Raw genomic sequence first — 13,014 nt, 5'->3', positions numbered from 1 at the left:
AGTCTATTATTAAGGAATACTTTCATAACTATTCTTTTTTCTTTCCAAATGATTCATACAGTTATTAAACATTTTACCGTTGCTTTAACTACTACTATTAATATAATAAAATGATAGTTCCATTCCAAAAACACGAAACTTATTGCATTCTAATTTAAAAATGAGGTGATTTAAATTCAAGATAAAAATGAAAAAAGAATAGAAGAACTAGTATCAATAGCTCTTGAAATTATTCTTCCATACAGACTTACTGGACCTACTGGAAGTACTGGACCTACCGGAAGTACTGGACCTACCGGAAGTACTGGACCTACCGGAAGTACTGGACCTACCGGAAGTACTGGACCTACCGGAAGTACTGGACCTACCGGAAGTACTGGACCTACCGGAAGTACTGGACCTACCGGAAGTACTGGGTCAATAGTTACAACAAACTCTATGTTCGCTAATAATACATTAGGTGATCCCATCTCTGTGATATTAGGTGGAACTAATATTCCTCTTTCTAATAACCAAAGCCTCGGTAATTTTACAGTTAACGCCTCAAACGATATATTTACAATTCCTGTAACCGGAAGATATTATTTAACCTATCAAGTTAATACGACAACTGCTCTACTCGCTGGAACAAGACTACTATTAAACGCTTCTACTCCACTTCCTGGTTCTATTTTTTCTCCCGCTATATCAACTTCAAATTATAATAATAATTTAATTACTAATTTAATTACTAATTTAATTGCCGGTAATACAATTTCACTTCAATTATTCGGCGTATTATCCATCGTTAATTTGGTTGGAGGTGGTTCAACAGGTGCCTCTCTAACAATTATACGAATCGATTAAAAAATGATTCATTCTTTTTCTAATAAACATTATTAAATACTAAGTCTGTCATAACAAAAATTTCCCAATTATTTCATAAAAGTGATGACGCATTAAAGAACAAATTGCACTATATTCATAGTAGAAACTATCTATACTAAATTTTCCGTATATATATTATCAATTTACACTGACTTCCACCGATGTTACATTAAATATGAAGACAGTTTCTCTTTTACGAACCATCTCAATACGTATTTGAGAAACATACTCCAATCCTATACGCGAGAGCAATACTATGTTGACACTCAGATGAGTGTCTTTTTTTGTGAGTGATAAAAAATAAAAACCATCTCTTATAGATGGTTTTATCTTTTGTTACTATAAATGCACACTTATGCAGTTGGATAATAAATTGTCATGCTTAATCGAGTCAAAGATTCTCCTAAATTATGATAAGAGTGTGATCTATCGGCCTTAAAACGAATTGAATCTCCACTATTTAATGTATATTGACAGTTATTCACTTCTACTGTCAATTCACCTTCAAATACCGTAATAAATTCTTCTGCGCCTTCTTTATGCCCTTCTGAACTTAATTTCCCTTCTGTTTCTATTTCTACTGTATACATTTCAAAATGTCTATCATCTTGAAAAGGAAAAGAAGGATACACTTTATATTTTCCATTGTCTTCAGACAATGCTTGAATATCTTTTCTTAAGATCACTTTCGTATCAGGCTGAGGATTGTTGATTAAAGAGGTAAAAGAAACTTTCAAGCCATTTGCAATCTTCCATATTGTTGTTAGTGTCGGGCTTGATTCGCCTCTTTCAATTTGTCCAATCATCGTTTTACTCACACCTGTTAATTGGGCAACTTTTTCCAAACTTAATTTTTCTTTTTCTCTTATAGTTTTTAAATTTTTCGCCAGTATTAGTTGAATTTCTTCCATAAAAAAACACTCCCATACTATATACAATATAACGACCATTTTGTATAATAAAAAGCATACTTTATATTGTTCTTTTTGATCATTATAACATACACAAATGATTAGGGGGTTTTCACATGCCTATATTTTCTTTTTTATTATTTGTTTTTATAAGTAGCTTCACACCCGGCCCTAACAATTTTTTAGCGATGACATACGCAAATCAACACGGATTAAAACAGAGCATGAAGTTTTGCTTTGGAGTATCTTTCGGTTTTTTCATCCTCACTTCTTTATGTAGTTTCTTTAATGTTGTACTACTTAATATCTTACCCATAATCGAATTCCCTTTAAAAATTTTAGGTGTAGCGTATATGTTATATTTAGCTATTAAAATACTTACTAGTAAAAGCAGTACGAATCCCGGTGAAAAAGATAATAAAAATTTATTCACAGTGGGGATTTCTCTTCAATTCGTTAATCCTAAAGGGATATTATTCGGACTGACTGTAGTATCGACTTTCATAATCCCTTACTACAATTCATATTCAAGTTTTATACTTTTTTCATTATTTTTAGGTGTAGTCGGTTTAATGAGTACATTTAGTTGGAGTTTATTTGGTTCAATATTCCAAAAATTATTAGTGAAACATAACCAATTATTTAACATCATTATGGCCGTTTTATTAGTTTTCAGTGCCGTTTCAATCGTTATACACTAATTCAATGCTCATTTTAGATTTTGCACTTTTTAATACCACTCTTCATCAATCAGACTACTTTATATACTAATCTATCCACATACCCTATATGTTTTAAAACTTTTAAGTGGAAACCTTCTAACAATAGGTTTCCTTCCATATCATATTAAATAAGAAGCAGGTTAAATACGGAGGTGATTTTGATTAAGACTACTCTAATTTCTCATTTTTACAATGAAGAATATTTACTTCCATGGTGGTTAATGCACCATACAAAGCTATTTGATCACGGCATTCTTATTAACCGTGGATCCACTGATCGGTCAGTTGAAATCTGTAAAATATTCGCTCCTAATTGGGAAATACGAAACTCAAAATCACTCGAATTTGATGCTTATTTAGTTGATCAAGAAGTTATGGAAATTGAAAGAGAACTTACAGGATGGAAAATGGTATTAAATACGACAGAATTCCTATGCTGTTATAATAAAGAACAATTTTTTAAATCACTTAACACTATGGGCGGCAATATGTTTTCCATAAGAATGATTATGATGATTGATGAACCGACTCATGGCTACACTAATCCAAGATATAGTTCTCCGCTTGTTAAACAACGTTATCACGGCATAATAATTCACCCTAATCCAAATCAACTATATCTTAACGGTAGATTAATTCACAATAATTCGCACGGGAACTATAGAGTCGGAAGACATGGTTCGCATTATCCTTATAGCATTTACATAGAACCTGCTTTTATTTTTAAATTTTTTTATAGTCCATGGAACGATGCAATGAAAAAACGAAAATTACAAATTGGACCGACTCTTTCTCAACACAGTGTACAGCGTGGACTAGGTTCTCATCACTTAACAACAATTGAAAAATTAGAAACAAAATACAAATTCTATGCAACTTTAACTACGGACCTCCGGTTATTCCCAGAATACCAAATTATATTTCCCGACCTTTATCCTTAATGTCATGAATATTTAGTTTCCACATCCATCCGTTTTTTATTAACATACCAACTCCAACTAAATATGTTTCTCTAGTAGAAATCCGAGCTAGGACTCTCGCTGCACGCAGATTCCTCTTATTTAATATCGTATCACCAGCCTATAATCTTTCATACCATTTCATTGAGCACCTGATGTTGGATCAGAAATAAAAAATGGTAATTCATTTGGAAAATTTTAAATTTCAGATTATATACCTTCTAAAACAAAGAATTCAAATAATAGAACCTAAACTAATGTTTTAAGTTATGGCTTTATTTTTTCTTATTATTCACTTTAAAATCTTTTTATAATAATATTGAAAAATACAGTATAATATAAACTACTGTTCTTTGGGAGGGTTATAATGTCTGATAAGTATAAATTTTTCATTCTTATTGTTACCGCATCTTTTTCTTTCTTTTCCTTAATAAAAGATTTCCGAAACACTTCAAAAAGTTTTTTTTGGGGTAGTTTTGTAATTCTTACAAGCTTCATAATACTTTTAACACTCGCTTTAGATTTAAATCAAATACTCCTATATTCAACGCAAATTGCGCTTGAGATTATTACAATACCACGTAAATTATTTCTACCATCTGTCACTGAAGCCGCTATTATTTGCTAAAAAAGTATTTTAATTTTCTTATGCATGCCAAAATATATTTTGGTAAATTTGACACACATTTATATCAAACAAGCATATTTTATTGTATGGTAACTATCTAATAATACAGATTTTAAATTTTTATAAGATTTTTTTATTTTTAATTAAAAATTTACAACATTCTAAAACAGTATGCACATAATATCCTCAATTCCCTTTTTCAACATGAAACTTGTCTCAGAGCGCCTTTAAAAGCGCTCTTTATCTTTAATAAAGGTTTTATTAAAATTTAGGTTAAAAATTAATACCCTATAGTCATGATAGCTATTTACTGTTTCCAAAATAAGTTGCATTAATAATATAGAAATGAAATACCTATAAAAATTATTACTTTACTATTTCTTTAAACATGCTAGTGAGGTGATTTCGATAGATTATCAAAACAAAGATATGTTCATTAACTTTTCACTTTTAGATATTAACCGTATTATTCTCCCACATTCTCCTACTGGACCTACTGGACCTACTGGGACTACTGGGCCTACCGGTTCTACTGGCTCTACTGGCTCCACTGGACACACTGGCTCTACCGGGACTACTGGGCCTACTGGTTCTAACGGTTCCACTGGACCTACTGGGGCTACTGGGACTACCGGTTCTACTGGTTCTACTGGTTCTATTGGTTCTACTGGTTCTACTGGTTCCACTGGTTCCACTGGACCTACCGGGCCTACCGGTTCTAACGGTTCCACTGGACCTACTGGGGCTACTGGCTCTACCGGTTCCACTGGGGCTACTGGCTCTACCGGTTCCACTGGGGCTACTGGGCCTACTGGGCCTACCGGGGCTACTGGTTCTACTGGTTCTACTGGTTCTACTGGTTCTACTGGTTCTACTGGTTCTACTGGTTCTACTGGTTCTACTGGTTCCACTGGACCTACCGGGGCTACCGGTTCTACTGGCTCCGCTGGTTCCACCGGGGCTACCGGTTCTACTGGCTCCGCTGGTTCCACTGGACCTACCGGGGCTACCGGTTCTACTGGCTCCGCTGGTTCCACCGGGCCTACTGGGGCTACTGGACATACTGGCTCTACCGGTTCCACCGGGCCTACCGGGGCGGCTAGTGTAGGATTAACAAACTATCTATATGTTTTTGATACTACTAACCAATCAATCGCAGTGGGAAGTAGTGTTACTTTTAACACAAATGGACCTATAACAGGAACTGCTCTTAGTCACATCACAGGTACTGGAAATATTATAATTAATACACTAGGAACATATGTAGCAGAGTTTCAATTACAAGCTTCTCGCGAAAACCAATTCTCCCTCGAACTAAATGGTACACCAATTCCAGGTGGGCGTTTTGGTACGGGGTCACCACATACAATCAATCAAGGTACTGCTGCTTTTACCGTAACAATTGTTCCTTCAACCTTGACTTTAATAAATAACACCTCTTCAGCAGGTACTATCACTCTCTCAAATAGTGATGGTGGCTCTTTAACAAATGTATCTGCAAGTATAAGTATTTTTCAGGTCGGATAATTAATTGGGTTAGAAAAGTGATTCATAAAATTTAGAAATATAAAAAATGAGGCTTCTCTTTTCTAGAGAAACCTCATTCTTTATATTAAATTTTAAACTGACTCGTATACAAATCAAAATAAAACCCTTTATCTTCCATGAGAGATTCATGATTCCCTCTTTCTAAAATATTTCCATCTTTTATAACAAGAATTTGATCTGCTTTTTCAATTGTTTTAAGTCGATGAGCGATCACAAAACTTGTGCGACCTCTCATTAAATTATTTAGTCCTGCTTGTATTTGTAATTCTGTTCTTGTATCAATATTTGATGTCGCTTCATCGAGAATTAATATATCTGCATCTGCTAAAATTGCTCGTGCAATCGCAAGAAGTTGTTTTTGTCCTTGACTTAAATTCGATCCTTCTGAAGCAATTTCTGTTTCATATTGATTTGGCAAATGCTTAATAAAAGAATGTGCAGATGCTGCCTTAGCTGCAGTTATAACTTCTTCATCACTAGCATCTAAGCGTCCATAACGGATATTATCCATAATCGAACCAGCAAATAAATACGTATCCTGTAAAACTACTCCTATTTTACTTCGTAAAGAATTAATATCATAATCTTTTATATCTTTTCCATCAATATGAATTTGTCCTTGCTGTATATCGTAAAAGCGAGTTAACAAATTAATGATTGTTGTTTTCCCTGATCCAGTCGGACCAACTAAAGCAATTGTCTCTCCTGGCTGCGCTTTAAGACTCACTTCTTTTAAAATCGTTTTATTTTCTGCGTAGCCAAATGAAACATTCTCAAGTGCAACATGCCCTTGTAAATTTTGTACAACGAATGCGTCTTTTTTATTTTGAATTTCTGGTACCTCATCCATAATTTCAAAAACACGTTCTCCACCAGCAACTGCCGCTTGAATTGTATTCATTAAAGTCGCAAATTGACTTAGCGGTCTTGAGAATTGACGAGAATAATTAATAAAAGCCGCAATAACTCCTACTGTTGTCATTCCGTTTAAGACCATAACGGATCCAGTCCCAATGACAAGCCCCATACCTAAGTTATTAATAAAGTTCATACTTGGAAAAATAAAAGCTGAAAATGTATCAGCCTTCGTAGCTGAAACTCTTAGCTGTTCATTAATTTTATTGAAATTTTGTACAGTTTCTTTTTCTTTTCCATACAACGTTGTAACATCCGCACCTGTAATTGCTTCCTCAATAAATCCATTTAATTCACCTAAATCTTTTTGACGCTTCGCAAAGTTTTTACCACTATATGCAACTAGTTTTTTTGTAACGTAAAACATAATAGGTACTGTAATTAAAGTTACAATTGCTAAAATCCAATTTAAGGCGAACATTGCAATCGTTACACCTATAAAAGTTAATGCTGATGAAATAATTTGTACAACGCTTTGTGTCAAAGCTTGATTCAAATTATCTATATCATTTGTCACACGGCTCATTAAATCACCTTGAGAACGCACATCAAAGAACCGTAAAGAAAGCGTTTGGATTTTCTCAAAAATATCTTGTCGTATTTTTTGAATTGTTTTTAATGCAACGTTAATCATGACAAACGTTTGTAACCATGTTAAAAGTACAGTTACACCATAAATCGCGATAAGTAACATACACATTCTTGCTGTACCACTTAAATCTTTCGGTACAATATATTGATCTATAATAACTCCCATAAAATAGGGACCTAATAATCCAAGTAATGTAGTAACAACGACTAGAAATATAACAAACATAAGAGCAGCTTTTTGATAGCCCATATAGTTCCATACCCGCATTACAGTTCCTTGAGCATTTTTAGCTTTTCCCATCTTTGGGGTGTTTCGTCCACCTTTATTAGCAAATTGCCCTTGAAAATTACGCATGTTCTTCCCCACCTTCTTTATCTAAATTACCACCTTGGGAAAGATAAATTTCCTGATAAACCTCACTTTGTTCTAACAATTGTTCATGTGTACCATTGCCAACTAATTCACCATTATCTAATACAAGTATTTTATCCGCATCCATTATGGAAGAAATTTTAGACGCAATTAATAAAGTTGTTGTGCCTTTATATTTTGTTTTTAAAGCTATTTGAATAGTAGCCTCTGATTTTGCATCAACTGCTGATGTAGAATCATCTAATATGAGAATCGGTGGCTTTCTCACAAGTGCCCTTGCAATTGATACACGTTGTTTTTGTCCACCTGATAGATTTGTCGCGCCTTGTGTTAAATTATATTGATAAGATTCTTCCAGCTTATTGATAAACTCAGTCGCACAAGCTGATGCAGCTGCTACTTCCAGCTCGTCATGTGTTGCATCTTCTTTACCATAACGTAAATTTTCTTCTATACTGCCTGAGAACAACAACGCCTTCTGAGGTACAAACCCTATTGAAGCACGGAGTTTTTGCAAATCATATTTTTTAACATCTATTCCATCTATACATATTTCACCATGATCCACATCATATAGACGTGGTAACAGTTTCGCTAAGGTAGATTTACCACTTCCAGTTGATCCAATAATCCCTACTTTTTCACCTTTTTGTATGCTAAACGAAATATCTTTTAAAACGTATTCATTATTTTTCGTATAGCTATAACTAACATTTTTAAATTCGATATTTCCTTCAATTTTCTCAGGTTCGATCGCATACGCTTCGCTTATAATATCAACCTCGGTATTTAACACTTGCTGTACACGATCCGCAGATGGAAAAGCTCGCGCAATTTGAATAAATACCATGCTAATCGACATAAGTGACATTAAAATGATATTCAAGTAATTAATAAATGCCAAAATCGCTCCTACTTGAAGCGTTCCATCGAATACTTTTTCTCCACCAATCCATAATGTTGCGACAATGCCGCCACTTACAACTAGCATAATGATTGGCATCATTAAAGAAATAAGTTGCACAGCTCGAATATTTATCTTCGTTAAATTTGTATTTACATTTCCAAATTGAGCGATTTCGTATTTTTGTCTTACATACGCTTTTATAACACGCACACCAGATAAATTTTCTTGTAGCTTTGTATTCACTTTGTCTAATGCCTCTTGCACCTTTTTAAATGTACCACTTGCTTTACTTGCAATTAAAATAATCGCAAGTAATAAAATCGGAACAACTACAAGTAATATTGGAAATAACTCTCGCGCTGTTACAAAAACAATAATTATACTTCCGATAAATAACAGTGGACCACGAACGAGAACACGTAATGTCATCGTCATTGCCGATTGAATGGAAGTGATATCATTTGTCACGATCGTTAATAATTTACCTGTTCCAAATGAGTCCCGATTATTACTAGAAAATGTTTCTATTTTCGCAAACACATCTTTTCGTATGTCTGTAGCGAAATTAACAGCTGCTTTTGTAGAATACATCATACACCCAAGCCCTCCAACTAAACCGAGTGCTGCTGCTCCTATCATAAGAAGCCCCATTTTTATTACATAATTTAAATCCCGATTTGCAATCCCAACATCAATGATATGTTGCATAATAGTCGGTTGAATTAAGTCCATCGCAACCTCAAGTACCATAAATAGCGGCCCAATAATAGCGAAGAACATGTATGGTTTTAAATACTGTAATAACTTACGAAATGATTTCATACATAATCTCCTTTTCCCATGAAATTACCACTGAATAATTCATATCCCTCCTTATTTAAGCTATATATTTTGTAATTTCTTTATTACTTCTATTATATTATGCAAATTAATATTTAACATTATTAAATGATAAGTATTAATGACTTTCTAGTCAATAAATGTGCTTTATATTATATAAATACAAAAACCGTATTCTTAATGAAAAGAATACGGTTTTTCATCTATATTTCTTCAATTGTAAAATGTAAAAACTCAGTCTCAAATCCCTTATTTTTAGAAGGACTACACGTGTAAAAACCTATTTTAACAGGCTCCTTCCCTATATCCTCCATTAAATGAGCGATTCTTATTTGTTCCCATTGATGGCCCTTTTTCACATATATTGTATAATCACCGCTTTTTCGAATAATTCGAAAACGAAGTTGTTGCTTAGCTGCTTCAGTTGGATAATCTTGCGTTGACCAGTCAGAATATCCATTATTCGTTACGACAGCACCTAAGTGAGATGGCCCTTCAGGGATATATTCTAAAGATGTTTTTAGCCAACAGTTCTCCGAAATCATAACAAAAAGACCTGCTTGATCGAATTTTGAATTTGGATTCATACGTAACTGAACTTCAGCTTGAAAGTCTGTCATCATCTCATTATAAAATACATGACCATTCATTACTTCAAAACCATAATGTGTTTTAAGCCAAAAATCAGTTTCTGCTTTCGAACGGACAATAAACGCATGATTATCATTAATTTTATAGTATTCAGGTACATTCATTATAGTGAGTTGCTCAATATGTTCTGGTATATACGATATATTCATAGCTCCTCCATAATAAAGCATTTATATAGACATTTAAAACTCCGCTAATACTGGGAATTTATAACCTTTAAAATCTAACTCTTTATCACTTCGAACCATTAAATACTTGCTAGACTGTACTTCTGTAAACTGTACATCCTCAACCCCTAATTGATCCGGAGAAAAATAAAATTCGATTTCCGTAAACCTTTCATTGATTTCTCCACATAATTCATCTAAAACCGGAAGTACTGGCGCAAATACTCCAAATAATTTCAACTTTTCATTTTCTACTTCATAAACGATTAGAGCATCTAGTTTCTCTGAATAATACAATTTCTCATTCCATTCCGAATCATACATATTCAAATAAAATGAAGGATGGAAGTTTAAAGTTGAAAAACTATTTGAAAGTCTTTGGCTACTATCAATAGTTTCATGTATTAACTGTCTATTCTCTATATTATAGTAATCTAACTTTTTAAGTAGTGAATCGTTATTATTAATATTTTTATCATATGGTATAGTCATCAAATATTCCTGCACAACTTTAAATCCAAATGCTGTATATAGTTCAGGGTTTTCCGTAAACAATAATGCACATTCACATTTCTTATCGATTTCTTCTATCATTTTATCCATTAATTGTGTCATTAACCCTTGTCTACGGAAATTAGGGTGTGTCATTACTGATTGAATACCCGCCGCATTTATTTTTTCACCATTAATTAATAATGGGAGTGAAAATGCCGCAACATTTGCAATCACTTTATCTTCTTGTAAAAACGATAAAGCTTTATATGTATCATCCCAATATCCTTTATCCGAAAAATCATTCAATGTTTGAGTTTTAATTCCAAACACTTCTTCAAATAAAGGAAATAACTGCTCTCTTTTCGGTTCTTCTATTAGAAGACTTGCCAATTTTTCAACATTCCCCATGTTGTACCTCCAAATGTTAAATTCCATTAAATTAGATATACTTATATGACCTACTCTTAAAAATAGAGGTCTTACCAATCAATATACTATCATAAAACATAAAAAAAAAGTCTAATTAATTTTATGTTTTGACTATTTGAAAATAAGTCGAATAAAACAATATTAAGATTTCTGGATATTAATTAGTTTATTATATAAAAATAGCGCTTTCTAATTAGCTTTTACTAATAGAAATACACTATTTATAATAAAATATTTTTATTCTTTTATCCCTTCAAGTCTTTCCTTCGTATTAATTTCTTCTCCACTTATACGCTTTTCAAAAGACTTTCTCCAACTACTTGAAAGTGCATTTACTTCTAATATTCTTTTTACCCCTTCAATATTTTGTTTTTCCTTATGCATGATACGATTAGCAAACGCTATTGAAACACCTTTCGGATCAGACTGTAGACTTTTTAATGTATCGACTGATGATACCCATCCTTCTTTTAATACACGAAAATAAAATCCTGTATATCCTGTTTCTTGAAAATATAGTGGTAACTTTGGAATATTATATTTTTTTGCTAATTTAAAACAAGGTTGCCTTGGTTGTGTTACCTGTACGATTGCCTCTCCGAGCTCAAACGTATCACCAATACAAACATCCTCTTCGCGCATACCACTAACTGTTATATTTTCTCCGAAAGCCCCATATACAAGATCTTGATTCAATTCTTTTTCCCAGTATGGATAGTGATCACCAGTATAAACACAAACTGCTTTATCTACTCCTCCATGATGAACTAAGTCCGCCTGTCCATCTCCATTAAATTTTACAAAGGATAAATATACCGGTTCCTTTACTTGTTTCTTATTTATGCCTGTATGAATTACTTTTCCGCCGTATATAACCTCTTTTGGTAATCCTATATTTAAAGATAATAATTGATATTCATTAGCCATTCTATTTCCTCCTTTAAAGGTGTTACATGTATTTTCTCTCGATTAATTTTTACACCCCTCTCTGTTACATAAAGATGATTATAAAACCTCTAAAATCATTGTTCAATTCAATTATTTATATAATAATGATAGGTATAACCTATCATTATACTTGAGGTGATTCCAATCGAATTACGACAACTTGAATACTTTTTAGCTGTTTCAAAAGAATTACATTTCACAAAAGCAGCTGAAAAATTAAATATTTCACAGCCTTCACTAAGTCAACAAATACGTGCATTAGAGCATGAAGTAGGAATGCCACTTTTCGATCGAATTGGTAAAAAAATATCATTAACTGAAGCAGGGAAGATTTTATTATCACATAGTAAAACCATTTTTCATGAAGTCGAACAAGCTCGTTCAGCTATTCAAGACCTAAACGGATTACAGCAAGGTTCCTTAACAATAGGGGCTTTGTTAACCGTCGTAAATTATTTACTACCAACAGCTATTTTAAATTTTAATAATTTATATCCTAATATAGAGCTTTCTGTATTAGGGCTTCGTACAGGAGATATTCGTGAAAAATTATTACAAAACGAACTAGATATTGGAATTACATTTCTCCCGGTGCAAGATAAAGAGATTATCTCCATCCCTCTATACAAAAGCGATCTTACATTGGTCGTGCCCACTGGTCATCGATTAGCTGAACGTAATCATGTATCTATTGCTGAATTACAGAACTACCCTTTAATTCTTTTACCTAAAAATTTCTTTTTAACCGAACTAATTACATCTCATTGTCAAAAGTTAAACTTTAAACCAAGGCCAATTTTAGAAATTAGTACGATGGAATCTTTAATCCAAATGGTTTCCAAAGGAATGGGAATTACAGTGTTACCCAAACCATATATAGACTTTTTACAAAATAAAAACATTCAAGCTATTAAAATAGAAAACCCTACTCCAATAATTGAAATAGGGCTAATTTATAGAAAAGATAAATATATGTGTGCTGCAACTCGAGAATTTATTGAGCAACTAAAAATCACAGTACGTTCTTTCCAAAACTAAACAAAAGAGATTATCCTATGAAACC

The 13,014-nt window shown here is 33.0% G+C and carries 12 protein-coding genes; 6 read left to right on the top strand and 6 right to left on the bottom strand.

What is annotated here, in order from left to right; all coding sequences use genetic code 11:
• Positions 1-174: 174 nt before the first annotated feature.
• On the top strand, positions 175-846 hold the full coding sequence (locus tag ACW0JX_RS11560; protein WP_459245785.1) for a BclA C-terminal domain-containing protein: 672 nt from the start codon (positions 175-177) through the stop codon (positions 844-846).
• A 374-nt stretch (positions 847-1,220) separates the two neighbouring features.
• Here the strand turns inward: ACW0JX_RS11560 and ACW0JX_RS11555 are convergent, their stop codons facing one another.
• A complete protein-coding gene (locus tag ACW0JX_RS11555) occupies positions 1,221-1,778 on the bottom strand; it encodes a helix-turn-helix domain-containing protein (RefSeq protein ID WP_048657281.1) in 558 nt (185 codons plus the stop codon).
• A gap of 116 nt (positions 1,779-1,894) precedes the next feature.
• Here ACW0JX_RS11555 and ACW0JX_RS11550 point away from each other — a divergent pair, with 116 nt between their 5' ends.
• The 4 genes from ACW0JX_RS11550 (at position 1,895) to ACW0JX_RS11535 (ending at position 5,614) form a co-directional block, all read left to right on the top strand.
• The gene (locus ACW0JX_RS11550; protein WP_048657280.1) at positions 1,895-2,479 is read left to right on the top strand and encodes a LysE family transporter; all 585 of its coding nucleotides are present in this window, start codon (positions 1,895-1,897) and stop codon (positions 2,477-2,479) included.
• A gap of 179 nt (positions 2,480-2,658) precedes the next feature.
• Positions 2,659-3,441 carry a glycosyltransferase family 2 protein gene (locus tag ACW0JX_RS11545; protein ID WP_048657279.1) on the top strand — a complete coding sequence of 261 codons (783 nt, stop codon included), beginning with the start codon at positions 2,659-2,661 and terminating at the stop codon, positions 3,439-3,441.
• 385 nt (positions 3,442-3,826) lie between these two features.
• Positions 3,827-4,087 carry a hypothetical protein gene (locus tag ACW0JX_RS11540; protein WP_048657278.1) on the top strand — a complete coding sequence of 87 codons (261 nt, stop codon included), beginning with the start codon at positions 3,827-3,829 and terminating at the stop codon, positions 4,085-4,087.
• A gap of 399 nt (positions 4,088-4,486) precedes the next feature.
• Entirely contained in the window at positions 4,487-5,614 is a 1,128-nt protein-coding gene (locus ACW0JX_RS11535; protein ID WP_459245678.1) for a collagen-like protein, read from the top strand.
• A gap of 85 nt (positions 5,615-5,699) precedes the next feature.
• Here the strand turns inward: ACW0JX_RS11535 and ACW0JX_RS11530 are convergent, their stop codons facing one another.
• The 5 genes from ACW0JX_RS11530 to ACW0JX_RS11510 form a co-directional block, all read right to left on the bottom strand.
• Positions 5,700-7,496: an ABC transporter ATP-binding protein gene (locus ACW0JX_RS11530; RefSeq protein ID WP_098128087.1), complete on the bottom strand. Its 1,797-nt coding sequence runs from the start codon at positions 7,494-7,496 to the stop codon at positions 5,700-5,702.
• Entirely contained in the window at positions 7,489-9,243 is a 1,755-nt protein-coding gene (locus ACW0JX_RS11525) for an ABC transporter ATP-binding protein (RefSeq protein WP_053564518.1), read from the bottom strand. The genes ACW0JX_RS11530 and ACW0JX_RS11525 overlap by 8 nt, the downstream gene beginning before the upstream one ends.
• A 221-nt stretch (positions 9,244-9,464) precedes the next feature.
• Positions 9,465-10,061, bottom strand: a complete 597-nt coding sequence (locus ACW0JX_RS11520; protein WP_001027675.1) for a DUF1349 domain-containing protein — start codon at positions 10,059-10,061, stop codon at positions 9,465-9,467.
• Between the two features lie 33 nt (positions 10,062-10,094).
• Entirely contained in the window at positions 10,095-10,982 is an 888-nt protein-coding gene (locus ACW0JX_RS11515) for a GNAT family N-acetyltransferase (RefSeq protein ID WP_050843558.1), read from the bottom strand.
• 258 nt (positions 10,983-11,240) lie between these two features.
• Positions 11,241-11,930, bottom strand: a complete 690-nt coding sequence (locus ACW0JX_RS11510; RefSeq protein WP_001262982.1) for an MOSC domain-containing protein — start codon at positions 11,928-11,930, stop codon at positions 11,241-11,243.
• 156 nt (positions 11,931-12,086) lie between these two features.
• On the opposite strand from ACW0JX_RS11510, the gene ACW0JX_RS11505 reads away from it, so the two are divergent.
• Entirely contained in the window at positions 12,087-12,989 is a 903-nt protein-coding gene (locus tag ACW0JX_RS11505; protein WP_065483522.1) for a LysR family transcriptional regulator, read from the top strand.
• Positions 12,990-13,014: the final 25 nt, after the last annotated feature.

The sequence above is a fragment of the Bacillus sp. C-3-6 genome, assembly GCF_054509685.1.
The sequence above is the reverse complement of the archived record's forward strand: the minus strand, read 5'-3'. Positions and strand labels throughout refer to the sequence as shown.